Raw genomic sequence first — 23405 nt, 5'->3', positions numbered from 1 at the left:
ATAATCAGCGTTTTTTATTTTGACACCCCGGCTACCGCCTGGCAGCCGTAAGGCACTCTTTTAAAAGCTGTACAGTCCCGGCAAAGCCCTTATAAGAAATTGATTTCTCTCCCAACATCCTTCAGAGGCTCATCATCTCTTTAAATTTCACTGCCTGCCTGCGGCTCACTTCTATCTTTTCCCCTCCGCGCATTTCCAGCAGTAAACCACCATTGAAATAGGTATCGATCTTCTCGATCATACGCAGGTTCACAATATGTTTTCTGTTGGCCCGGAAAAAGGTACGTTCGTCCAGACGTTCCTCTAAAGCATTTAAAGACTTCAGGATCAGTGGCTTATTTCCTTCAAAATACACCCGGGCATAGTTGCCCACACTTTCAAAAAGGCGGATCTCCTGGAGTTTTACAAACCAGCACCGGTCTCCGTCCTTTACAAATACCTGGTCATTTTCTGACAGGATCGTCCGGATAGCGCCGGCTTCCAACTGCCGCTCCTTTTCCTCCAGCTGATGCAACTTATGGATCGCATCCGCCAGCCGTTTGGGCTCTATGGGTTTCAGCAAATAATCCAGCGCATTGTATTCAAATGCTTTCAGTGCATGCTCATCATAAGCAGTGGTGAAGATCACCTGTGGCGCTTTTTCCAATTCTGCCAGCAAATCAAAACCTGTTTTATCTGGCATTTGTATGTCCAGGAAAAGCAGATCAGGATGCAGTGTTTCAATTTTTTCCAGTCCGTCCTTTGCATTTACGGCCTCTCCCACTACCACTATTTCAGGGTGGTCAGCCAGTAATTTTTTCAGCTCGCTTCTGGCCAGGCGTTCGTCATCGATTATCAAAGCTTTTTTCATGAGCAACTACTTTTAAACTTGGCGCGAATAATACTACTAAAACAACGGCATCAGCACTTTTGCTTCAACCGTTTCCTCATTTTTATTATAAATATTAAATGACGCTTTACTCCCATACAACAAACTCAACCGCTGTCTGGTGCTTTGCAGGCCAAAACCATGTCCCGTTGTTTCTTCTCCTCCTATCTGTCCCGTATTTTCTATGGTAATTTCGTGATGCATGTCCCTTACATGAGAGCCGATCATAACCGTTCCCCCGCTCACTGTGCGGGAAATACCATGTTTAATGGCATTTTCCACCAATGTCTGCAACATCATGGGCGGTATAGGCAGTTCCAGCGTTTCCGGATCAATATCATATTGCACCTTCAACCGCTCTTCAAACCGGATATTCTCCAATGCAAGGTAATCTTTTACTATGTCCAACTCATTCTCCAGGTTCACTGTTTCTGCCTTTTCCACCTGCATAGAGCTTCTCAGGATATTGGACAGCTCCGTGATCGCAGTTCTGGCCCTTTGCGGATTCTCATCCACCAATGCCCGGATACTGTTCAGTGCATTAAAGATAAAATGAGGGTTCAGCTGGGATTTGATCGTTTTCAGCTCCAGTTCCTTGACCGTACTTTCCAGTTTCAGTTTATCCACCTGGCTGTTACGGCTGCGCTCAATATAGTGCCACACGAAATAAACCAGCCACCAGATGGCAGTGAGAGTAAATATGGGTAATAGGAAGGTCAGCGTTTTCTGGTCTGTCAGGCCCCGCTGCTGCCACGAATACCTGAACATGTTCCCCGCTGTAGTAATACCTACATAAATAATGAGTCCCGCGCTTACCGTAAGGCCAAAGAAAAGCAACATCTGGCCCTCAAAACTATACTGAAACCAATTTAACCGTTTGATGACCACCCGTAGCAAATGCGTGGCCAGTATCCCGAAGAACATGATCATCAGCAGGTTTATCAGATAGAATGAGCCAAATGAGCCCGCAAATGAATAGGCAAAGAAAAGATTGACTACTGCATATGTCGTCCAGCCCAAAATCTGACACCACCAATATCTTGATATTCGTTTAAACATCTATCTGAAAATTAGTAAACTACTGCTACATTTCAAAAATACCGATGTGCTTAGCCCACCTTACTGCAAATGTTATGAGTGGGTTTCCGGCATGGCAGAAGTCCAAATGTGCTGATGTATGGAATAAATGTAGATTAGCGCTTTAATTTGTACTTTTGCTTACTTAAATCCTGCATCAAGAAGTATGAATATAACGCCGGGCCCATTGCTGGGCAAGATCGAAACCCCTGCCGATTTGCGGAATCTCAGTAAAGAGCAGCTGCACGAGGTGAGTGAAGAACTCCGCCAGTTCATTATTGATGTTGTTAGTGTGCATGGTGGCCATTTTGCCGCCAGTCTGGGTGTTGTGGAGCTGAGTGTGGCGCTGCACTATGTATTCAATACCCCATATGACCAGCTTGTATGGGATGTAGGACACCAGGCCTATGGTCATAAGATCCTGACAGGCCGGAGAGACGTTTTCCATACTAACCGTAAATATCATGGTATCAGCGGCTTCCCGAAAAGGGATGAAAGCGAGTACGATACCTTCGGAGTAGGGCACTCCTCTACCTCCATTTCCGCCGCACTGGGTATGGCCATCGCCTCCAAATACAAAGGGGAGACAGATCGTCAGCACATTGCCGTAATAGGTGATGGCGCCATGACGGCAGGTATGGCATTCGAGGCCCTCAACCATGCAGGTGTGGCCAACGCCAATGTGCTGATCATACTCAATGACAACTGTATGTCCATTGATCCAAATGTTGGCGCATTAAAAGAATACCTGACAGACATTACCACTTCTCCTACCTATAACAAACTACGTGACGACGTATGGAACCTGCTGGGCAAATTGCCTGTAGGTAAACGCTTTACCCGCGACATGGCCTCCAAACTGGAAGCCGGTCTGAAAGGCGTCGTATCCAGCTCCAGTAACCTGTTCGAATCCCTGAAGCTGCGCTATTTCGGTCCTATTGACGGACACAATATCGTGAAGCTGGTGGATACCCTCCAGGACCTGAAAGATATTCCCGGCCCGAAACTGCTGCATATCGTGACCACAAAAGGTAAGGGATATGCGCTGGCGGAGAAAGACCAGACCACCTGGCATGCTCCGGGCCTGTTTGATAAAATTACCGGCGAAATCTTCAAGAAGCAGCCGGATAAGCCACAGCCACCCAAATACCAGGACGTATTCGGTCATACCATTATAGAACTCGCAGAGCAGAACAAGACCGTGATGGGTATTACACCCGCCATGCCTTCCGGCTCTTCCCTGAAGTTCATGATGGAAAAAATGCCGGATCGCGCCTTTGACGTGGGTATCTGTGAACAGCATGCCGTAACCCTTTCTGCCGGTCTGGCTACACAAGGTATGCGCGTGTTCTGTAATATCTACTCTTCCTTCATGCAAAGAGCATATGACCAGGCATTACACGACGTAGCTATCCAGAAGCTGCCTGTGGTATTCTGCCTGGACCGTGCCGGCGTAGTAGGCGAAGATGGTCCGACCCATCATGGCGCTTATGACATTGCCTATATGCGTTGCGTACCTAATGTCATCATCAGCTCACCGATGAATGAAGAGGAATTACGCAACCTCATGTATACTTCCCAGCTGCCTACCCAGCAGATGCCTTTTGTGATCCGCTATCCGAGAGGACAAGGCGTAATGCCTGACTGGAAGCAGCCATTTAAGGAAATAAAGATCGGTACCGGCCGCAAGCTGCGCAGCGGTAAAGATATTGCCATCCTGTCTCTGGGCCATCCGGGCAACTTTGTAGTGGAAGCCTGCAAAGAATTGCTGGCCGACGGCTTACAGCCCGCCCACTACGATATGCGTTTCGTGAAACCACTGGACGAGGCTTTGCTGCATGAAATATTCAGCGAATTTGATAAAGTGATCACCGTAGAAGATGCAGCTGTAACAGGCGGCTTTGGTAGCGCTATACTTGAATTCATGGCGATCCACGGCTACAAAGCAGACGTGCGCATGCTGGGTATTCCTGACCGTATTGTAGAACATGGCAAACCGGAAGAACTGCACCGTGAATGTGGCTATGATGCTACTGGTATTGCCAGTGCTGCACGCGCCATGTTGAAGAATAAAATCACTGTTACTGCCTGATAATACAGTCAGCACAATAAAAATACATAGGAAGCCACCTCTGTGACATTGTTCATACAGGTGGCTTCCTTATTTTTATAGCATGGATGAATTGTATATACACCTCCGCATCAGGGAGGTCATAGCAGAGACACAGGATGCATTTACCTACAGGCTGGAAACGATCGACGGACGACCGCTTGCATACCAGGCAGGCCAATTCATTACCTTTCTGATCTACCTGCACGGCACAGAATACAGGCGCTCTTATTCTTTCAGTTCTGCCCCTGGTATTGATCCATATCCATCCGTTACCATCCGGGAGAAACAGAACGGGGAAATAAGCCGTCACATTCTGCATTACTGGAAAGCCGGCGATCAGGTTACCGCCTTACTGCCTTCCGGACGATTTACCTTACCCGGGCATACGTCCTCACCGCGGGATATCTTTCTGCTGGGTGCAGGAAGCGGTATTACGCCTCTTTTTTCTCTTTTGAAGGATATACTCCATAATGAGCCTGGCGCCCATATTAAGCTTATTTACAGCAATACTTCTGAAGAGCGTACCATCTTCCACAAGCACTTACAGGAACTTGCTAAACAGTTCCCCCAGCAGCTGCATATTATCCTTCTGTTCAGCAATGATTCAGAACATATGGTACGCAGGCTAAGTAATCTGTCGCTGGAGCCGCTGGTACAACAACAGCTCCGTTACCGGGCAGCAGATGCCCAGTTCTTTGTATGCGGTCCGCCTGAATACATGCGCATGATACTCTTAACGCTCACTTACATGGGCTTTGAAGAAGAGCAGCTGCATAAGGAGAATTTCGTGGTAAATACGGCCCCTCAGTTGGCAAGAATAGGCACACCGGAAGATAGCTCCATGAAAAACGTGGAATTACATCTGCGAGGGGGAGTGCACAAGCTCTCCATTCCCGGCAATCACAATATACTTGGGGAGGCGCTTGCACAAGGCATCGCCATACCGTATAGCTGCAAAGGCGGTGTTTGCGGTTCCTGTACTGCCCGCTGTACGAAAGGTGAAGTGTGGATGGCCCTGAATGAAGTGCTGACGGACAAAGAAATTGAGCAGGGCTTCGTCCTTACCTGCACCGGTTATGCGGTTAGTGCAGCAGTAGTGATCGAGATATAAGCTTTATCTGCTTTACGAAAAAGCGCTGAAAGCTTTAAACTCATCCCGTAACTCATTGTACAGTTTTCTGAATGTATGCATACGGTCCTGCAGCACATCAAAATCATCTACGGGACGGTCGTCATGCAATATGAGAGGTTTCCCGTTATCCGATATCTTTCGAGCTGATTGTTTCAGATCATGACGTAATTCATCTGCTTTTTCTTCCTGACAGATGAACTGATTCTGGAAGTGCTCTATCTGAGCCAGGGACTCGTCATCAGTTTTACTGATAGACAATTGCTCTAATTGGCTGCGCATAGACCGGAGGGACTCCCTGGTACTGTTTACTTCGTCCTTCCAGCTATTGATCTGTTCGAGATCTGAAGTTTGTGCGGATACTTCCATGTGTATTGATTTTAACGTGATATAATTAAGCAATACAATATTTGTCCGTAACACATTTCTAAGTTACAAAGCTTTTTTCAATTAGGAATTAGGAATTAAGTACCAGGAATTGCAGCTTGCGTTTATTTATTACTTTAATAAAAAAGCTGTTATATAAGAAGTATATTCTTCCTATATAACAGCCTTTCTTTATCCCCGATGATTATTTCAGATATGCATTATACATCCATACCAGCTTCTCCTGTTCCCGGATATAAGTAGTGATAAGATCGTTGGTACCATCGTCGCCCACTTCACTGCTGACAGCAGCCACTTCTCTTTCAATCTCGATCAATGATTGCAGACCAGAGAGTACATGCTGCACACACACAATATCTTTCCCTTCATTCTTGATCTCTTCTATAGTTGATTGTTCTATGTAATCAGAGAATGCATGCGTAGGTGTAAAACCAAGCGTTAATATTCTCTCTGCAATCTCGTCTATCTTCGTCAATGCATCTGTATATAACTCTTCAAATTTCACATGTAAGGTGAAGAATTTATCACCACGTATGTTCCAGTGAAATCCTCGCACATTCATGTAGAACAACTGGTAGGCTGCCAGCAGCGCATTCAGTTTCTGAGCCAGTTCCTTTGATGTTTTCTTTTCAAGTCCGATGTCTGTGGTTGCAGTACTCATAGCAAAATATTTTTTGGGTAATGTTAATCAACTCATCGGTACATCGATCAACAAAAAGTCTGCCGCTTTGAGTGCTTTCACTGTTGCCATATCATAGTTACTTAGCCCAATAGCATCACGCCGTTTCAACACTTCTCCTGCTACTTCCACTTCACCTTCCAGCACCATCAGATAACTGCCATGCTGTGCCATTTTTGGTGCAATGTCTACACTTTGTCCTTCCTCAAAATGACCTAAAGAAAACCATGCGTCCTGGTTGATTCCCAAGGCATCGCTGTTAGCTTCAGGCGATACAACCACCTGCAGTTTATTCAACCTGTCTGCAAGATCAAATGCCTGCTGCTGATAACGTGGTTTTACGTTACGCAGCTTCGGGAATACCCATATCTGTAACAAGGTAACAGGGTCTGTTTTGGAGGCGTTGAATTCAGAATGCGATATACCGGTACCGGCACTCATGATCTGTACTTCATTACTGCGGATGATCTCGTGCCGGCCTGTGTTATCACGATGCTCAAGTGCACCGCTGAGTGGTATGGTCACTATTTCCATATTGTCGTGCGGATGTGTTCCAAACCCCATTCCACCTTTAATTGTATCGTCATTCAGTACACGTAATGCACCAAAATGTATGCGTTCCGGATTGTAATAACCTGCAAAGCTGAATGTGTGATGGCTCTGTAACCAACCATGATTGGCAAAGCTTCTTGAATCTGCTCTGTGAATGATCTTTTCCATAAATCTTTTTTCCTTTTACAATACAAATATCCTCATTAGATGCAGGCCGGTAAATGGATTGCTTGATGAAAAGAGTGGACTATTTATACAATAAAAAATCCCGTTCCTGGTGAAGGGAACGGGACCTTTATAAATGCGATTGCCTTATACCAGTTCGGCATCCAGTGTAATCTCTGTGTTCAGTAGTTTGGAGATAGGGCAGTTAGTTCTTGCTTCTTCTGCCAGCTCAGCAAACTTAGCTTTATCCAGTCCGGGAACAGTTGCTTTCAATTCCAGGTGGCTGCTTGTAATAGCACCATTATCCAGTGTAATGGTAGCTTTCGTGTCCAGGTTTTCAGGAGTGAAACCTGCTCCCGACAACAGGAAGCTCAGCTTCATAGTAAAACATCCTGAATGCGCAGCTGCTATCAGCTCTTCAGGATTTGTTCCCGTACCATCCTCAAAGCGGCTTTTATAAGAATATGCTGTATTGCTTAATACACCAGACTGTGAACTTACTGTACCTTTTCCATCTTTACCGGTACCTTTCCAGTTGGCGGATGCAGATCTTTTCATGATTAAAACGTTTGATTAGTTTAATGAATAAAGTGAATTGAAGGTGGTTATGGAGCTGAAATTACTATTTCTTTTTTTGTTTAAGAAAGGGTATTCCTTCGGGGACTTTTCTCTACATACCTGCTGAAAACAAAAGACCGGGTGAAATGTTTCACCCGGCCTACACTATTTCTGGCAATCATCCTCAAAAAAACTTCTTTCTCCACGCCATTGCTTACACACAATCTCCTGTCTTAACTTCTTTATTCCACGCTATTAGACATTTAACTGCAATGACTGACGCCAGTATGTTGTATTTATGTTACGCTTAACCTTGTTTTACGAGCTGTACTCCAGCCTGCAGTTTCACTTCATCACTCAGCAAAACACCACCCGTCTCAGTTATTGCACTGTATGTGAGTCCGAAATCCTTTCTGTTGATCTTACCTTTGACTTCAAAACCTGCTTTTGTCTGACCATATGGATCCTGCTGGATGCCATTGTATTCTACTTCCAGTTCTACTGGTTTGGTAACACCACGGATAGTCAGATCGCCGGTCACTTTATACTCATCACTACCTTTTTTAGTTACACCGGTAGAAACGAAAGTGATTTTAGGATACTGCGCTGCATGGAAGAAATCTTCTGTCTTTAAGTGCTCGTCACGTTGTTCGTTTTTGGTAGAGATGCTGGTAACATCTGCTTCGAAGGTGATCTTAGCATCAGTGAAGTCGTCATTGCTGCTTTCCACAGTTGCATCGTATGTGCCAAAGTAGCCAGTCACGTTACTGATCATAAGGTGTCTGATCTTAAATTCTACTTCACTGTGCATTGGGTCGATTTTCCAGATTGCCATAACTTTAAGTGTTTTTAAGTTTAGTGTTTTTTTAAGTATGCGTTGTTTCAGAGTGTCTTTCTAAAAGATTGATTAGCAATAAACATCTTCACCTATACTGTGCCATTCTGCTTTATTCTCCCTCTTCCGTCTTTGCTGTTATCTCTGTTTCATTAAGACAATACAAAATTACACGTTGCAACAACTGTTTGAAATGGATAGAATGACTTAATAGGTGTACTTTTTTCTTAGGGCGTTCTTTTTACACTAGTTTAAACGCTCGCGCGTGAGGCATCCTTAAATTCTGATGGAGTCTGATTGGTATATTTCTTAAAAAAGCGACTGAAATAGTGAGGGTCGTCAAAACCCAGTTTATAAGCGATTTCTTTGGCGGAAAGATCTGTATTATAAAGATAGCGTTGTGCTTCCAGGATAACGCGGTTGCGGATATGCTCTCCCGCGGTGATACCTGACAGCTGTTTGCTGATCTCGTTCAGCAAAACCGGTTTTATATGGAGTATGCCGGCGTAGTCCGACACATTCTTCAAGGTTGTATATTTTTCTTCGATCAGGTTCTTAAACTGCAGGAATAAAGAGCTGTTATGGCTGGCATGCTGTTCCGGCGCCGCCAGCATACTGCTGCCCTTAATACGGGAGGCTAGCACCAGGAAATACCGTAATAAGCCATGAAATGCCGTTTCATAATCCGCAGCCTGCTCATTGACCTCTTTCATCAGCATATGCACCACCATCTCAAAATCCTTTTCCTGTTCTGCCGTGAGGGTAATAACACTGCTGAACTGATTATTAAAGAAAAGAGAGGAATTAATGCCCATCAAGGTGGCTGCCTGGTCTTTCAGACACATGAAAGCATCCTGGAATGCGATCATATATCCTTCTATTTTCTCGCTGAACTCCATTTTGTGTACCTGTCCCGGAGCCAGAAAGAAAAGGGTGTTCTTTTTCACAGCATGCGTTACTGTGTCAATAGTATTGATAAGCTGCCCTTTTTTGATCCAGTAGATGGTATAGAAGTCGTGCCGGTGAGGAATGCCATTGCTGGCGAAGAAGTCATCTCCCAATTCACACAGACCGGACACCACAAACTTGGGATCTGTCTGCGCATACCGGGGGAGTGGTACTACTTCTATATGTGCACGTTTTTCACTCATTCAAATGTACCGGGTACTTCCACTTCCCGGTCTTCAGGCTCAATGTAATCAATAATAAAGTTATTCCTGCCTTCCCCTACCATAATTCCGAGATATTTCATCTGCACGAGTTCCAGCATCCCCAGGAACAGGAAAATGGCATGCACCCTGTCCCGGCACAGATCGAAGATCTTTTCAAAAGCCATTGTCTTTTCCCTGCTGGCCAGGTCAATCATATACTCACGGGAGCCTTCCATGGTGTAGTCATACTTATATACGACGTGCTGTGGCTTGTTTTCCCGCTGTTTTACACGCTGCATCACCTTTTCGAATGTCTTGGTGAGCTTAAAGAGTGTCAGGGTCTGTACCTCTGTTCCCTCACTGGTGATTTCCCCGATGGCAGACAGTTCTTTCTGGATATTACCACGTTTGATCTGCAACATGCGTTCTGCTTCCTTCTCTGCCAGTTCTGCCGCTGCCTGTTTGAAACGTTTGTATTCGAGGATCTTGTCGATCAATTCCTGACGCGGATCTATTTCCAGTCCCTGCTCATCCAGCTCTTTACGGGGCAGCAACATTTTAGCCTTGATACGCATCAGGGTAGACACGAAAAGGATAAACTCACTGGCCAGCTCAATGTTCAGTGACTCCAGATGATGTATATAATCCAGGAAATCCTGGGTGATGGTCGTAATGGGTATATTATAAATGTCCAGCTCGTCCCTCTCTATAAAAAAGAGTAACAGGTCAAATGGCCCTTCGAACTGGGGCAGCTTTATCTTGTAAGAGTTGTCACTCATAATGTTACGTATGGCTTTCACTTATCTCCCGGCAACTGAGCTGCTACCCGCTGAAAGTGAAAGCCATCAAAAATAACGAAATTTCCCCGCTCGTCAGAACTTGGCCGTAAAACCGACCCCGATCACCTGCTTGACCTGCAACCTGGGTCCCATAACCCCGGTCTTTTCATTTTTAAACACCTTCACATCATCGTCATAGATCATATCTACGGATACATTGGCGGAAATATGTTTGTTCACCTGCAGGTTCAGACTATTGGTCCAGAACAGGTCAATATTCTGCGGATTGTGCTTGTAGTCGGAAAAGAGGTCCATCCTTGTCTTATACACAATATTCTTGGCGAGGGTCTTTACCCAGTTAACCGTCAGATAAGCACCTAACTCATTTTTTACGTGCTTGCCGGTGTCCACGCCAAAGGCGCCCTGCGCTGCCAAATAATCATCCATCACCACCACATAACGGGCAGTAACGGGTGAGAAGAACACAGAAAGCTGGTCATTGGGTTTATAATCAAGACCTGGTGATACCAGGATGTAGGCAGGTGCAAAGAAACGGGATACCAATGTTGGTTTTGCGGTATCAGAAGATGGATATAAATAACCATCAGTAAACTGGGTACGTAAATCCAGCAAGGCACTGAGGTACAGGTTCTTGCCTACTTCATAACCGTACTTTGTAGTAACGCCGATACGGTCATCGCTTTTACGGCCGCCAAGACTGGTAGTGTTCACATAACCATAAGCGAGGTCCAGCACGTTATCCCAGTTATTCTTTCCCTTTTTATAGAAAGCATATGCGCTCAGATTAGATGCTACTGAGAAGGAGAATTTGTCACCACCTGCAGCCCAGTTTGTCAGGCTTCCCTGGTTAATATTCACATTAAAAATGCCTCCTTTTTTCCAGAGGAAAGGTACAGTGTCGTTGGCATCCTTTTTAATCTTTCCGCTGGCTTCTTCCCGGGATGTCTTCATCCAGTCACTTTGTGCATAGAGCAATGAAGAACATACCAAAAAACAAATAATAGTCAGAACGGATCTTTTCATCAGTATAAACATTTAATTAATGGCAGTAGATAAATATTGTCGCTAATTGGCGTTACGAACAAGCCACGTCATAGAAACGTGGCCGCAAAAATAGGAAACTAACGGGGAACTTTCCCAGACGGGATATAAAGGCAGCTGGCCCAAAGCATTGTCGCTGCAGTGACAGCGACATGCTCCAAAACTCCGGGCCAGCGTAGTATATAAGATTACTTATTCTTCAATACATCACGGATCTCCATAAGCAGTTTTTCCTGTGTTGATAGCTCAGGCGCAGCTGGGGTAGGTGCTTCTTCTTTCTTCCTGGTGAGGCGATTGATAAATTTCACCAGCAGAAAGATACAAAACGCCATGATAACAAAATCAATACAGTTCTGTATGAACACACCGTACGATACTACCGGAATACCGGCTGTCTTTGCTGCTTCAAGCGTATCTACCGTGCCCTTGCTGTGGTCCAGCTGAAAGAATTTTTCTTTGAAGTCTACCTTACCTGTAAGGATTCCCAGTATTGGCATGAATATATTATCAACCAATGAGGAAACAATTTTCCCGAAAGCAGCACCAATGATAACACCGACAGCCAGATCAATAACATTCCCTTTGGTGGCAAACTCTTTAAATTCTTTGAAGAACGACATAATAAACTTTTTAAGGGTGAAGACAATCTGCGGCTAAGATAATTATTATACTTTATAACTATATAACTGTTAATATTTTACTACTATAGTTTCGGATATTCCATCCTGAAAGAACGAAGTGTGTCCCTTAACGTTTGTGCTACAACGTACTCTTTATACCAGTTCTGATCTGATGGCAGAATGATCCATTTTACATCATTACAGTGCTCGATCGCGTCTTCATACATTTTCAGATAATCCTTCCGTAGCTTGATTTCTGTCGAATCATTCTTATTATATTTCCACATTTTATGTGGATCTTCCATTCTTTCTTTCAGTCGCTCTTTCTGTTTTTCTTCTGATACATGCAGATAGAATTTCAGGACAGCTGTATTGTTATGTTCCACCAGCAGCCGTTCAAAATCGTTGATAGCCTGCATTCTCTTCACGGCTGTTTCATCATCGATCCATTTATGTACGCGTTGCACCAGGATATCTTCATAGTGCGAACGGTTAAACACATGTATCATTCCTTTTGCGGGCGCAAACCTATGTATACGCCAGAGGAAATCGTGGTCTTTTTCTTCTTCTGTCGGCGCTTTAAATCCGCGTACATTTACGCCCTGGGGATTCATATTGCCTAATACATTCCTGATAAGCCCATCTTTACCGCTGGCATCCATGCCCTGTAATACTACCAACACGGCATGTTTATGTTCTGCAAATAACAGGTTCTGTAATTCATCCAGCTCCTGTACTATTTCCTGGGTAACTGCCTTAACAGCTTTCTTGTCCATTCCTTCAGGGGCTCTTGTACTGATATCTGATAAATTGATCTTGTTCATCAGTTAAGGGTTAAGTTCATGTAACTGTAACAAAATATACTCCGAAGTGTTGTATCCCCATAATTTCTACTCAGTCATGTAACAAAATATACGGACCTTTGCTGACTTAAAACAATCTTGTGTGAACAGCCGTGCCGTCAACTGGAGTATTTTCCTGTTATTATCATTAACCTGGGGTAGTTCCTTCATACTGATGAAAATCGGTCTGGAAGCGCTTTCACCCTACCAGGTAGCCAGCTTGCGCCTGTTTAGTGCAGGCATAGCCTTACTACCGTTTTTCTTCAAGTTCATTCGTCAGACGCCGCTGAATAAAATCCCTGTCATTATCCTGTCCGGCATTCTGGGTAATCTTTTACCGGCTTACCTGTTCTGTATTGCAGAAACCCGTATTGACAGCGCGCTGGCGGGCATCTTAAACGGTCTTGTACCACTGATGTCACTGCTGGCAGGCTTTTTCATTTTCCACGCACCTATTGTCAGGCAGCAGCTGCTGGGTATTTTTATTGGTCTGTTGGGCGTCGTATTGCTCTTTGTGGTGAAAGGTGTAGATACCGGCTACTGGTACTATGGCTTATGGATCGTCGTGGCCACTGCCTGCTATGGCGTCAACATCGCCCTGGTACATCATTACCTGAAAGGATACAGTTCCTTACAGCTGGGCTCTATAGCACTGTTCTTCTGCGCTATTTTTGCATTACCTATTCTGCTATACACCGACTTCTTCTCTTTACTATCAGGTCCTGCAATTCCCTGGCGTTCAATGGGAGCCAGTGTTACATTGGGCATACTGGGTAGCGGTATAGCCTCCGTATTATTTTATATCCTGATCAATAAGGCCGGCGCTTTATTCGCTTCGATGGTTACTTATGCATTGCCGGTGGTTGCTATTGGCTGGGGCTTGCTGGCGGGGGAGCGGATCTCTTTCCTGCAGGTTTTATGTCTGGGCGTTATACTGGCGGGCGTATATATTGTGAATAAAGCAAAACGCTGATCCTGACGGACCAGCGTTTTGTTTAAATGCTTTCTTCCCATTGGATTTAGATCACCATGATCTCTTTTTCCTTCTGGGCAGTGTGTTTGTCCACTATCTCAATATATTTGTTGGTCAGGCTCTGGATATCAGCCTCTGCGTCTTTCGCAGTGTCTTCACTCAGACCATCTTTTTGTAATTTTTTGATTGCTTCGATCGCATCTCTGCGGATGTTCCTGATAGCAATTTTCGCCTGTTCACCTTCACCGAGGGCACGTTTTACAAATTCCTTTCTTCTTTCTTCAGTCAACGGTGGCAGGAACATACGGATAATCTGACCGTCGTTCTGTGGGTTAATGCCAATATTAGATGCAATAATTGCCCTTTCGATTGGCTGCAGCATATTCCTTTCCCATGGCTGAACAGTCAAGGTCCGGGCATCCGCCACTGCAATGTTGGCTACCTGCGCAAGGGGAGTAGGCGCGCCATAATATTCTACCGTAATTCCATCTAATATCTGTGGGTTAGCTTTACCGGCCCTGATCTTGGTAAGTTCCACCTCCAGATGTGCGATGGCCTTTTGCATGGTTTCGGTGGCGTCGTCTATAATTAACGTTAGATCTTCTTGCATAGCAAAAAATAATTAAGTGCCTGCAAACCTACAGGATTTATCTGAAATTGGAAAGTTGTTACAAAGGGAAGGGCGCCGGTTAAGGGTAACCGGGCCTGAAATTACTTGTCCTGCAGGATACCTTTCGTATTCACGCGCAGGATCTTGGGATGAGTAACCGTCGTTTGCGTTTCACTGGCTGCATCCTTGATAGCGGATACAGTAAGCGCCCGCAACATAGCTTCCTTTCTCTTTTTCATCTGGTACAGTATGCCGGTAAGTAACAACGCTGATACCAGGATGACACTCAACAGGTAACCAGAACCGATGTCCTGCAGGGCAAAAGCCAGGGCGATATAACCTGCATTGATCATCACCATTACTACGGCGGTCTGTTTGTGATTCAGACCCAGTTCCAGCAGATAGTGGTGAATGTGGTTACGGTCAGCAGAGAAAGGAGATCTTCCATGCATCATACGGATGGCAAACACACGTAATGTATCGAACAGCGGCATGATCAGGATAGCGATTGCCACGATAGGTACAGAAGTGACAGGCAGTTTACCGGCGGGATTACCGGCAACTTCAATGAATTTGACAGCCAGGATGGCATTTACCAGTCCGACCATCAGGGAGCCTGTGTCCCCCATGAATATACGTGCAGGAGAAATATTATAGATAAGGAAAGCTGCCAGGCCACCTGCCATGGCAAAACCCATTACCGCGTACAGCAATTCGCCTGTATACAGGAAGTAGGTACCCAATACACCGGATACCAGCATACCAATGCTACCGGCAAGACCGTCTACACCATCGATCAGGTTAAACGCATTTATAATAACCAGGAAAGTAAAATAAGTTAGTAAAAGGCTGAAATGTGGAGGAAGTGCATCAATGCCCATGATCCCATACATACTGCTGATCTGTAAATTACCCAGGTATATTACGGCAAATGAGGCCATTAATTGACCAATCAGTTTTTTAAGCGGAGAAAGTCCCACTATGTCATCTTTCATCCCAACCATAAAGATTACGATGAATGCAGCCACCATATATTGGAAAGGGGAATCAGCAAAAGTCGGTACACATACCGCTGATGCCATCACAAATCCTGAAAAAAAACCGATACCCCCTAAAGTTGGTATACGAGCCTTGTGAGATTTCCGTTCGTCTGGTTCGTCATAAAGATGTTTCAACTCCGCAACCCTTATCAAAACAGGGATTGCAAAATAGGTTATAACAAAACTCAGGACGGTCGCAATTAAAACATTCTCCATGTTGGGAGGGGCTTGATTATTACAAAGATATTAATTTCAATCAAATGTGTATCAAAAAAATAGGAAATTAAATAGATTTGGTTCCCGGAATCATTAAAAACTATTAGCTTAGAGACTAAATATGCCAGGAATCTATCTAATTTTTCTATTAATTTAGCAATTCAAAATTTGCAATTATCATGCCTCAGTTGAAAGACATAGCAACACAAATAAGACGGGATATAGTTCGTATGGTGCATGGCTGCCAAAGCGGTCATCCAGGCGGTTCTTTAGGATGTGCAGATTTCTTTACTGCCCTTTATTTCAAAGTTATGCAGCATAAGCCGCAGCCTTTTGACATGGATGGTGGAGATCAGGACCTGTTCTTCCTTTCAAACGGGCACATTTCACCAGTATTCTACAGCACTTTAGCCCACGCCGGCTATTTCCCCAAAGAAGAACTGGCTACTTTCCGTAAACTCAATTCCCGCCTTCAGGGTCACCCTACCACCCATGAACACCTGCCAGGTGTAAGGGTTGCTTCAGGTTCCCTCGGCCAGGGTATGAGCGTAGCCATTGGTGCTGCACTGACTAAAAAGTTAAATAATGATGACCGTTTCGTATTCTCCCTCCACGGTGATGGTGAACTGGAAGAAGGTCAGAACTGGGAAGCTATCATGTTTGCTCCCCATCATAAAGTTGACAATCTCATCGTAACGGTTGACTGGAATGGCCAGCAGATCGATGGTACAGTAGAAGATGTAGCGGGCCTGGGCGACCTGGAACCTAAATTTGCTGCCTTCGGCTGGAAAGTGCTGCACATGGACGGTAATAATATGGACGAAGTAGTTACTACCCTCGAGAAAGCAATTAGCTTAACCGGCAAGGGACAGCCTATCGTAATCCTGATGAAAACCGTAATGGGTAAGGGCGTTGACTTCATGGAAGGTCATCACGAATGGCATGGTATCGCTCCAAGCGATGAGCAGCTGGCTAAAGCACTCGCACAGTTACCGGCAACAGAATTGGGCGACTATTAATTGATTGATCAGTTGGAATCGGGAATGACTATCTGCATAGTATAACTCCCCCGGGGAGATATCTTTACAGACAGCCAATATGGGAAGTATTGTGATCTTACATAACGCTCCCGGAGCCCTTTTCTGAAGATATTTATAAATAAAAAAGCATCCGTCTCAGGCGGATGCTTTTTTATTTATATCATGTATGTCTTACGCAGCTATCAGGTCGCCTTCAGTTCGATATCCTGACGACCGGCCCTCCGCGCAGGATACCAACTGGCTCCCAGTCCTATCACGATAATGGTAATACTGACCAGGATGAAATCACTCACCTGCATACTTACCGGGTAGGCACTCACCAGGAAAGACTCTTCTTCCAGCGTTATCAATCCAAACTTCTGCTGCAGCAGGCAGAATAAGATACTGATCCCAAATCCGATCAGGGTCCCTATGCCAGCTATGATCATTCCCTCCATCAGGAAAATACGTGTGATCAATCGTGGCCGCGCACCCATCGCTTTCAGGATAGTGATATCCTTTTGTTTTTCCATCACCAGCATATAGAGGCAGCCGATCATATTAAATGCTGCGATCATCAGGATGAAACTCATGATGACGTATACCGCCCAGCGCTCTGTTTGCATAATGGCGTACAATGCCTGGTTCTGCTCATAGCGGGTTTCAATCGTATAGCCATTCCCCAGTAATGCCTGCAACCGTTGCTTGAGCACCATGTCGTCCAGACCATGTATGCCTTTCACCTCCAGCGCCGACATCTCATCGTCCTTCATCCCCAGCAGCCCGCGCATGAAGGCAATATTTGTGATCACATACTTGCTATTGAACTCCTGCTGGATGGCAAAAGATCCCGCGGGATATAATACGCCACTACCCAGCGCCTCTTCCGGCGTCGTAAAGCTCTTCACATTCCGACGGGGCAGATATACACTAATAGGTGTCATATCCCGTTCAAGATCCACGCCGAGTGCTATTTCCAGTTCGATTCCCAGTACTGCCTTGTAACCGTTTTCTTCACCCGTATCAAATTTACCATGGGCAATACTTTTATCTACAGCGGCCACCTTATTGTAGTTGCCGTCCACTCCTTTCAGAATGGCAATGGTCTGATCACCCTCTCCGTAACGTAATACCGCTTTCTCTTCCACAACTTCCGTCATATCCGCGACGCCTTTCACTCCAGCGATCTGTTTCAATTGTGCCGGCGTAAGCGTAATACTTTTGCCAGTCACCGCGCTGATCTTCACCGAAGGATAAAAAGTGGTATAGAGAGATTTCACCAGTCCTTCAAATCCGTTAAATACGCTGAGGATAACGATCAGCGCACCTGCCCCTACAGCAATAGCCGATACACTAACCCAGGCAATAATATTGATGGCATTGGTACTTTTTTTAGCCCTGAAATAACGGGATGCGAACTGCCAGATCAACTTGATACAATTTTAGTTGTTTTCCTTCCCTCCTTCGTCGTCCTTGATCTTCTTGAACAGTTCTTCCATTTTGAACACGTAATCGAGCGTATCATCGAGGAACAGTGAGATCTCGGGCACACGGCGTAATTGTTTGCCTACGCGATTTCCCAGTTCTTTCTTGATCTCACCCATTCTTTCCTTGATCCGGTTCACCATAGCGTGGTTATCGGCTATCTGAAACATACTCAGGTACACCCTTGCCTCCAGCAGGTCTGGCGTCATACGTACGGCGGAGATGGAGATCATGCCTCCCTCCAGTACGTTAAACCCCATACGCTGAAAGATGTCGCTGAGTTCTTTCTGTAACAGCTGCCCTATCTGTTTCTGTCTTTTGCTTTCCTGCATAATATTTTAAGATTTGAGATTGTATTAACTTGCACCCTTAATTCAATCTTCTCCGGCAAAGATAAGGAAACGGGCATGTGCTGACAGATATAAAATCGGCTCCTGCTTCCGGAAAGGATAAACAGACAAGATAAATAATCGTAAGATGAAGACTTTTTTCAGGTTGCTGAGTTTGTCGAAGCCCTATCACCACTACATTCCGGAATATGTTGTATATGTGTTGCTTTATACCATTTTCGGCTTGATGAACTTTTCATTGCTCATTCCTTTGATGGATGCACTGTTTGGTACCGGCGGCCACCAGGAAGCAGTGACACATTTACCATCTTTTTCCCTGACGGCGGCTTATTTCAAGGATGTTTTCTATTATTATCTGTCAGACCTGCTCAGAAGGTATAATGGTAATAAATTCCCTGTATTAGTATATGTATGTATCATCCTCTTCATCAGCATACTACTGAAAAACCTTTTCGGCTACCTGAGTCAGAAGGTGCTGACACGTATGCGTGTAAACATCGTACGCAAGATGAGAGAGATCGTATTTCATCAGTACACGACACAATCCCTGGGATTCTTCCATAATGAGCGCAAAGGCGACCTGCTGTCGGTGCTCAGTAGTGACGTGGTAGAAGTGGAGAACTCCGTGATCACTGCGCTACAGACTATTCTTCGTGATCCGTTGGTGATCATAACCACCTTCATTGCCCTGTTCTACATCTCGAAAGAGCTGACCTTTTTCACGCTGTTATTCTTTCCTATCTCCGGACTGGTCCTCAGTTCCGTTTCTAAAAAGCTGAAAAAACATTCCAACATAGGACAGAATATCCTGGGTAAAATATTGAATATCACAGAGGAAACCTTATCAGGCGTACGTATCATCAAGGCGTTCAATGCCGAGAAATTCATCAAGGGCAAATTCCACCAGGATAATGTTGCCTATGCCAATACGATAAGGGCGATGCAGAATCAGCGTGAGATGGCGTCTCCGGTATCTGAAATATTAGGCGTATTGGTGGTAATCGTGATTATGCTGTATGGAGGGAACCTGATCCTGTCAGGATCCAATACATTGACGGCAAGCGCCTTCATTGCCTACCTGGGTTTCTATTTCCAGATCCTGGCCCCTGCCAAATCAATCGGTACCGCCTTTACAGCTTTACCAAGAGGGATCTCTGCCGGCGACAGGGTATTGCGCATCATTGACCAGGCCAATACTATTGTTGATAAACCAGATGCAAAAGCACTGTCCGGCTTTGAACGTGAGATCAGATTTGACAATGTTTCCTTTTCCTATAAAGCAAATTCAACAGAAAAGAACATAGAACTGGGCCCGGTACTAAAGAATGTACAGCTGGAAATAGCCAAAGGCCGCATGATTGCACTGGTAGGTAAAAGTGGTGCTGGTAAATCCACCATGGCCGATCTGATCCCTCGTTTCTATGATGTTACTTCCGGTAGCATCCAAATTGATGGACAGGACATCCGTGATGTAAAAATGCATGACCTCCGCGCATTGATAGGCATGGTATCCCAGGAGGCTATACTCTTTAATGATACTGTTTTCAATAACATCGCCTTCGGTCAGCCCGACGCTGACAGAGAAGCGGTGATCAACGCAGCCAGGATCGCCAATGCCCATGAATTCATTGTGCAGCTTGAAAACGGTTATGATACCTCTATCGGCGACAGGGGTATGAAACTCAGTGGCGGCCAGCGTCAGCGCCTGACTATCGCACGCGCTATCTTTAAAAATCCTCCTATTCTCATACTCGACGAAGCAACTTCCGCATTGGACACAGAATCTGAAAAGCTGGTGCAGGATGCACTGGACAGACTGATGGAAAATCGCACCACTATCGTCATTGCACACCGTCTTTCTACTATTCAGCATGCCGATGAGATCGTGGTACTGGACAAAGGAGAGATCAAAGAACAAGGTACGCATGATCAATTGATTGCCAACAATGGTATTTACAGGAAGCTGGTAGAGATGCAGGAGTTCAAATAGTATTCACACAGCAGCCCCTGCTATGGCCCTATTTTTGCGGCCCATAGGCCCTATGTCAGATACGGTCTATGGGCTGTTTTATTTTACTATAGGCTGATTATTCACTTAAAAACCAAGCATTCGCCTATGATTTCCATTATTATTCCGGTTCTGAATGAAGGCGCAACGTTACGTCAGGTAATAAAAACCATCAAAAAGACAACTAGAAAGATCGAGATCATTGTGGTAGATGACAACTCCAATGATAATTCCGTAGAGGAAGCATTAAAGGAGAAAGTGCGCGTGATCACCAGCAGTCAGCGGGGCAAGGGTATATCCATGCGGGAGGGAATGATGGCAGCGAAAAGTGATATCGTGATGTATGTGGATGGCGACATCCTTACTTATCCGGACAATATTGTAGAACTGCTGACAGACCCTATCATAGAAGGTAAAGCAGACTTTGTAAAATCCTATTTCGAGCGGCAGGCGGGCAGGGTTACCCAGCTGGTAGCCAAACCATTGCTGAGTATTCTTTTCCCGGAACTGGCCAATTTCAATCAGCCACTCAGTGGTATGATCGCAGCGAGAAAATCGCTCTTGTCGCAAGTCCGTTTTGAAAATGATTATGGTGTGGACATCGGCCTGCTGATAGATATGCACCTGATGGGCGCTCATATTGTTGAAGCCAATATCGGACGGGTAGAAAATGCGATGCAGACCTGGGAACAGTTGAGTAAAATGTCAAGGGAAGTATCCCGCACCATTCTCCGGAAGGCAGAAAATATTCCCCAGGAGAATCTGGAGACCCTGGGTAAGATCAACATTATCAGGGAGCAGATGGAGTATTCCATCCTGGAATCTATTGACAAGCTGCACAAGATGGTCATCTTTAACCTGGACGAGGCCATCTTCGGAGAAGATTATCTTATGGCAGCCGCCAGGGAATTTGGGTTTAGCCATTCCCTGCAACAGATCAGGGGGCATTTTACTGATCCGGCAGTCATCCTGGAGCATACGGCCAACCTGTTCCAGGACAGGAATCTGGCAGAATTGCTGGAGGTAGCAGATACCATTCCGCTGGTACCAGATATCAAGAGTGTAGTGCGGGAGCTGAAGAAAAGGGGATATACCTGTGGTGTGATTACGGATGGCTTTGAATGTGTGGCGCGCCATATTAAAAATAAGCTAGGGATGGATTTTGCCTTTGCGAACAAGTTGCACCTGTACAATAGCGTGGCTACCGGAGAGGTAACGATCCCGGAATATTTTCTGTGTCCCGATAAAAATATACCTTCGCAGCCCGCCGTTTATTGTAAGAGCAATATATTAACCTATATTGCAGGCAAATACCACGTCACGTCACAGAACATTATTTATGTAGGCAGCGGTTCTGATGGCATACAACTACTCGAAGAAGCAGGAATTGGTGTCGCATTTGATGCAGTAAGCCCCGACACAGAAAAAGTTGCCGATAAAATTATTCCCGGCCCATGGATGGAACCGTTGTTGCAGATAGCCCAGGCCAGTCCTGAGAGGTTTAAGCTCCGCTTACCAGCGATCAGCAAGAAACAGGCGAGACGGATAGGTGTAGGCAGTCTTATCGGATTAGCGTCCGCAGGATTGTTATACTTTGCGGCCAGGCATATTAGTAAAAGCAAGAAACCAGTGGTTTCATAAAGATAATCTCCTTGAAGCCCCTGTTTATTTACACTGGCGTTCCTTCTTTAAACAGGGGGGACGCTTTTTTTATGGCACAAAAAAATCCTGATCTGCCCTCCGCTTTCGCACAGTGGCAGTGCCATTTGTGTGCTTAACGGATTTGTAGATCAGGATCTTTAATATGATCGAACCGGTATTCGGTTGTTTTCCTTATTTGCTTTTCGCCAGTTTCGCTTCGATGCTCAGCGTAGCATGTGGTACAGCACGCAGGCGGGCTTTATCGATCAGCTTACCGGTAACACGGCAGATACCGTATGTTTTGTTTTCGATACGCACGAGGGCTTTTTCCAGGTGATCAATGAACTGGATCTGACGGCTGGCCATCTGGTTGAGCTGTTCCCTTTCCTGGGAGCCGCTGCCATCTTCCATGCTCATGTATTTGTTTTCAGTATCATCTGTACCAGCTTCATCTTTACGTGTAATGAGGCCCTGCAGGTATACCAGTTCCTTTTTAGCTGCTTCCAGCTTTTTCAGGATGAGGTCTTTAAATTCCTGCAGATCAGCGTCACTATAACGGTAAACAGGGCCAGCAGGTTGTTCCGGCTGGTCGAGTACTGATTTAGTGAACTCTGGCTGGTAGGTGACTAATGTAGTTGCTTTGCCGCCTTTTTTGTCAGTTTTTTCAGCACGTTCAGCAGGCTTTTCAGCTTTCGCTGGCGCTGCCTTTTCAGTTTTTTGCATTTTGTCCGCTGTTTTTTTAACGGCGTCTTTTGCAACACCTTTGTCTTTATCTTCTTTATTATTCTTTACTGGCATTATTACTGCTTTTTCTTCTGGCTTGGAAATTTGTTTGTCTTTATCTGCAGTAACGCTCGGCGTCACCACTTTCTTTATATCAGGCACTTTCGCGGAAGAAGCTGCAGGCTTAGCAGTAGCTGCTGCTTTCTTTACGGGTTGCACCGCCGGAGCTGCTATGGGTGCTTTCTTTACTACAGATTTACTGGACGAAGCCGTCTGGGAAACCGTTGATTTGCTGGCAACAACTTTCGAGTTTGCAATTGGTTTGACCTGTTTGGTAGCAACTTTGGGCGTAGAAGTCTTGACGGCCGGTTTTGCCGGAGCTGCTGCTTTCTTGGCGGTAGCAGGCTTAACTGCCACAGCCTTCTTTGCAGGTGTTGTCTGCTTCGCCGGAGTTTTCTTGGCCGGTGTTGCTGCTGCCTTTTGGGTCTTCTTAATAGCAACTTTCTTGCTTGTTGCCATGGGA

General features: G+C 45.3%; 23 protein-coding genes. 6 read left to right on the top strand and 17 right to left on the bottom strand.

Annotated features, from left to right (window positions below; translation table 11 throughout):
* Positions 1 to 121 precede the first annotated feature (121 nt).
* Both CLV42_RS31285 and CLV42_RS31280 read right to left on the bottom strand, forming a co-directional pair.
* A complete protein-coding gene (locus CLV42_RS31285) occupies positions 122 to 850 on the bottom strand; it encodes a LytR/AlgR family response regulator transcription factor (RefSeq protein ID WP_106605881.1) in 729 nt (242 codons plus the stop codon).
* Between the two features lie 36 nt (positions 851 to 886).
* The gene (locus CLV42_RS31280; RefSeq protein ID WP_106605880.1) at positions 887 to 1927 is read right to left on the bottom strand and encodes a sensor histidine kinase; all 1041 of its coding nucleotides are present in this window, start codon (positions 1925 to 1927) and stop codon (positions 887 to 889) included.
* A gap of 184 nt (positions 1928 to 2111) precedes the next feature.
* Here CLV42_RS31280 and dxs point away from each other — a divergent pair, with 184 nt between their 5' ends.
* Together dxs and CLV42_RS31270 are read left to right on the top strand one after the other, a co-directional pair.
* Positions 2112 to 4037, top strand: coding sequence for a 1-deoxy-D-xylulose-5-phosphate synthase (gene dxs, locus CLV42_RS31275; protein ID WP_106605879.1), 1926 nt, complete (start codon positions 2112 to 2114; stop codon positions 4035 to 4037).
* Positions 4038 to 4119: 82 nt separating this feature from the next.
* Positions 4120 to 5169, top strand: coding sequence for an iron-sulfur cluster-binding domain-containing protein (locus tag CLV42_RS31270; protein WP_106605878.1), 1050 nt, complete (start codon positions 4120 to 4122; stop codon positions 5167 to 5169).
* Between the two features lie 12 nt (positions 5170 to 5181).
* Here CLV42_RS31270 and CLV42_RS31265 read toward each other — a convergent pair whose 3' ends face one another.
* The 10 genes from CLV42_RS31265 to CLV42_RS31220 form a co-directional block, all read right to left on the bottom strand.
* Positions 5182 to 5556 (bottom strand): hypothetical protein, encoded by a 375-nt coding sequence (locus CLV42_RS31265; protein WP_106605877.1) that lies wholly within the window; start codon positions 5554 to 5556, stop codon positions 5182 to 5184.
* A gap of 202 nt (positions 5557 to 5758) precedes the next feature.
* Positions 5759 to 6235 (bottom strand): Dps family protein, encoded by a 477-nt coding sequence (locus CLV42_RS31260; protein ID WP_106605876.1) that lies wholly within the window; start codon positions 6233 to 6235, stop codon positions 5759 to 5761.
* 27 nt (positions 6236 to 6262) lie between these two features.
* Positions 6263 to 6973, bottom strand: coding sequence for a pirin family protein (locus CLV42_RS31255; protein ID WP_106605875.1), 711 nt, complete (start codon positions 6971 to 6973; stop codon positions 6263 to 6265).
* Between the two features lie 144 nt (positions 6974 to 7117).
* The gene (locus CLV42_RS31250; RefSeq protein WP_089828967.1) at positions 7118 to 7528 is read right to left on the bottom strand and encodes an OsmC family protein; all 411 of its coding nucleotides are present in this window, start codon (positions 7526 to 7528) and stop codon (positions 7118 to 7120) included.
* 307 nt (positions 7529 to 7835) lie between these two features.
* Entirely contained in the window at positions 7836 to 8363 is a 528-nt protein-coding gene (locus CLV42_RS31245) for a YceI family protein (protein ID WP_106605874.1), read from the bottom strand.
* Between the two features lie 251 nt (positions 8364 to 8614).
* Positions 8615 to 9514 carry a helix-turn-helix domain-containing protein gene (locus CLV42_RS31240; protein WP_106605873.1) on the bottom strand — a complete coding sequence of 300 codons (900 nt, stop codon included), beginning with the start codon at positions 9512 to 9514 and terminating at the stop codon, positions 8615 to 8617.
* The gene (locus CLV42_RS31235) at positions 9511 to 10293 is read right to left on the bottom strand and encodes a segregation and condensation protein A (protein WP_106605872.1); all 783 of its coding nucleotides are present in this window, start codon (positions 10291 to 10293) and stop codon (positions 9511 to 9513) included. Before CLV42_RS31235 ends, CLV42_RS31240 begins: the two co-directional genes overlap by 4 nt.
* 93 nt (positions 10294 to 10386) lie before the next feature.
* A complete protein-coding gene (locus CLV42_RS31230; protein ID WP_106605871.1) occupies positions 10387 to 11337 on the bottom strand; it encodes a DUF3078 domain-containing protein in 951 nt (316 codons plus the stop codon).
* Between the two features lie 206 nt (positions 11338 to 11543).
* The gene (gene mscL / locus CLV42_RS31225) at positions 11544 to 11975 is read right to left on the bottom strand and encodes a large conductance mechanosensitive channel protein MscL (protein ID WP_106605870.1); all 432 of its coding nucleotides are present in this window, start codon (positions 11973 to 11975) and stop codon (positions 11544 to 11546) included.
* Between the two features lie 83 nt (positions 11976 to 12058).
* A complete protein-coding gene (locus tag CLV42_RS31220; protein ID WP_106605869.1) occupies positions 12059 to 12799 on the bottom strand; it encodes a PPK2 family polyphosphate kinase in 741 nt (246 codons plus the stop codon).
* 121 nt (positions 12800 to 12920) lie between these two features.
* On the opposite strand from CLV42_RS31220, the gene CLV42_RS31215 reads away from it, so the two are divergent.
* Positions 12921 to 13790 carry a DMT family transporter gene (locus CLV42_RS31215; protein WP_106605868.1) on the top strand — a complete coding sequence of 290 codons (870 nt, stop codon included), beginning with the start codon at positions 12921 to 12923 and terminating at the stop codon, positions 13788 to 13790.
* Between the two features lie 46 nt (positions 13791 to 13836).
* Here the strand turns inward: CLV42_RS31215 and frr are convergent, their stop codons facing one another.
* Positions 13837 to 14400 (bottom strand): ribosome recycling factor, encoded by a 564-nt coding sequence (gene frr / locus CLV42_RS31210; RefSeq protein WP_106605867.1) that lies wholly within the window; start codon positions 14398 to 14400, stop codon positions 13837 to 13839.
* Positions 14401 to 14501: 101 nt separating this feature from the next.
* Positions 14502 to 15431 carry an MraY family glycosyltransferase gene (locus tag CLV42_RS31205; RefSeq protein WP_262510018.1) on the bottom strand — a complete coding sequence of 310 codons (930 nt, stop codon included), beginning with the start codon at positions 15429 to 15431 and terminating at the stop codon, positions 14502 to 14504.
* Positions 15432 to 15835: 404 nt separating this feature from the next.
* Between CLV42_RS31205 and CLV42_RS31200 the strand changes: the two genes are divergently transcribed.
* A complete protein-coding gene (locus CLV42_RS31200) occupies positions 15836 to 16675 on the top strand; it encodes a transketolase (RefSeq protein ID WP_106605865.1) in 840 nt (279 codons plus the stop codon).
* Between the two features lie 203 nt (positions 16676 to 16878).
* Here the strand turns inward: CLV42_RS31200 and CLV42_RS31195 are convergent, their stop codons facing one another.
* On the bottom strand, positions 16879 to 18105 hold the full coding sequence (locus CLV42_RS31195; protein ID WP_106605864.1) for an FtsX-like permease family protein: 1227 nt from the start codon (positions 18103 to 18105) through the stop codon (positions 16879 to 16881).
* Between the two features lie 12 nt (positions 18106 to 18117).
* Positions 18118 to 18492, bottom strand: a complete 375-nt coding sequence (gene rbfA / locus CLV42_RS31190) for a 30S ribosome-binding factor RbfA (RefSeq protein WP_106605863.1) — start codon at positions 18490 to 18492, stop codon at positions 18118 to 18120.
* A gap of 145 nt (positions 18493 to 18637) precedes the next feature.
* Between rbfA and CLV42_RS31185 the strand changes: the two genes are divergently transcribed.
* Together CLV42_RS31185 and CLV42_RS31180 are read left to right on the top strand one after the other, a co-directional pair.
* The gene (locus CLV42_RS31185) at positions 18638 to 20500 is read left to right on the top strand and encodes an ABC transporter ATP-binding protein (RefSeq protein WP_106605862.1); all 1863 of its coding nucleotides are present in this window, start codon (positions 18638 to 18640) and stop codon (positions 20498 to 20500) included.
* Positions 20501 to 20626: 126 nt separating this feature from the next.
* The gene (locus CLV42_RS31180) at positions 20627 to 22159 is read left to right on the top strand and encodes a glycosyltransferase (protein WP_106605861.1); all 1533 of its coding nucleotides are present in this window, start codon (positions 20627 to 20629) and stop codon (positions 22157 to 22159) included.
* A 192-nt stretch (positions 22160 to 22351) separates the two neighbouring features.
* Here the strand turns inward: CLV42_RS31180 and CLV42_RS31175 are convergent, their stop codons facing one another.
* Positions 22352 to 23401 (bottom strand): TraR/DksA family transcriptional regulator, encoded by a 1050-nt coding sequence (locus tag CLV42_RS31175; RefSeq protein WP_106605860.1) that lies wholly within the window; start codon positions 23399 to 23401, stop codon positions 22352 to 22354.
* Between the last annotated feature and the right edge of the window lie 4 nt (positions 23402 to 23405).

The sequence above is a fragment of the Chitinophaga ginsengisoli genome (assembly GCF_003014595.1).
GTDB classification, from domain to species: Bacteria; Bacteroidota; Bacteroidia; order Chitinophagales; family Chitinophagaceae; genus Chitinophaga; species Chitinophaga ginsengisoli.
This window is presented reverse-complemented; position numbering and strand designations above follow the sequence as displayed.

Excerpts from the sequence above, each read along its gene's own strand:
- CLV42_RS31245 (WP_106605874.1), bottom strand. The coding sequence starts at position 8,363 with ATGGCAATCTGGAAAATCGACCCAATGCACAGTGAAGTAGAATTTAAG.
- CLV42_RS31220 (WP_106605869.1), bottom strand. The coding sequence starts at position 12,799 with ATGAACAAGATCAATTTATCAGATATCAGTACAAGAGCCCCTGAAGGA.
- CLV42_RS31255 (WP_106605875.1), bottom strand. The coding sequence starts at position 6,973 with ATGGAAAAGATCATTCACAGAGCAGATTCAAGAAGCTTTGCCAATCAT.
- CLV42_RS31185 (WP_106605862.1), top strand. The coding sequence starts at position 18,638 with ATGAAGACTTTTTTCAGGTTGCTGAGTTTGTCGAAGCCCTATCACCAC.
- frr (WP_106605867.1), bottom strand. The coding sequence starts at position 14,400 with ATGCAAGAAGATCTAACGTTAATTATAGACGACGCCACCGAAACCATG.
- dxs (WP_106605879.1), top strand. The coding sequence starts at position 2,112 with ATGAATATAACGCCGGGCCCATTGCTGGGCAAGATCGAAACCCCTGCC.
- mscL (WP_106605870.1), bottom strand. The coding sequence starts at position 11,975 with ATGTCGTTCTTCAAAGAATTTAAAGAGTTTGCCACCAAAGGGAATGTT.
- CLV42_RS31285 (WP_106605881.1), bottom strand. The coding sequence starts at position 850 with ATGAAAAAAGCTTTGATAATCGATGACGAACGCCTGGCCAGAAGCGAG.
- CLV42_RS31230 (WP_106605871.1), bottom strand. The coding sequence starts at position 11,337 with ATGAAAAGATCCGTTCTGACTATTATTTGTTTTTTGGTATGTTCTTCA.
- CLV42_RS31200 (WP_106605865.1), top strand. The coding sequence starts at position 15,836 with ATGCCTCAGTTGAAAGACATAGCAACACAAATAAGACGGGATATAGTT.
- CLV42_RS31250 (WP_089828967.1), bottom strand. The coding sequence starts at position 7,528 with ATGAAAAGATCTGCATCCGCCAACTGGAAAGGTACCGGTAAAGATGGA.
- CLV42_RS31180 (WP_106605861.1), top strand. The coding sequence starts at position 20,627 with ATGATTTCCATTATTATTCCGGTTCTGAATGAAGGCGCAACGTTACGT.
- CLV42_RS31175 (WP_106605860.1), bottom strand. The coding sequence starts at position 23,401 with ATGGCAACAAGCAAGAAAGTTGCTATTAAGAAGACCCAAAAGGCAGCA.
- CLV42_RS31240 (WP_106605873.1), bottom strand. The coding sequence starts at position 9,514 with ATGAGTGAAAAACGTGCACATATAGAAGTAGTACCACTCCCCCGGTAT.
- CLV42_RS31280 (WP_106605880.1), bottom strand. The coding sequence starts at position 1,927 with ATGTTTAAACGAATATCAAGATATTGGTGGTGTCAGATTTTGGGCTGG.
- CLV42_RS31270 (WP_106605878.1), top strand. The coding sequence starts at position 4,120 with ATGGATGAATTGTATATACACCTCCGCATCAGGGAGGTCATAGCAGAG.
- CLV42_RS31205 (WP_262510018.1), bottom strand. The coding sequence starts at position 15,431 with ATGGTGGCTGCATTCATCGTAATCTTTATGGTTGGGATGAAAGATGAC.
- rbfA (WP_106605863.1), bottom strand. The coding sequence starts at position 18,492 with ATGCAGGAAAGCAAAAGACAGAAACAGATAGGGCAGCTGTTACAGAAA.
- CLV42_RS31260 (WP_106605876.1), bottom strand. The coding sequence starts at position 6,235 with ATGAGTACTGCAACCACAGACATCGGACTTGAAAAGAAAACATCAAAG.
- CLV42_RS31235 (WP_106605872.1), bottom strand. The coding sequence starts at position 10,293 with ATGAGTGACAACTCTTACAAGATAAAGCTGCCCCAGTTCGAAGGGCCA.
- CLV42_RS31265 (WP_106605877.1), bottom strand. The coding sequence starts at position 5,556 with ATGGAAGTATCCGCACAAACTTCAGATCTCGAACAGATCAATAGCTGG.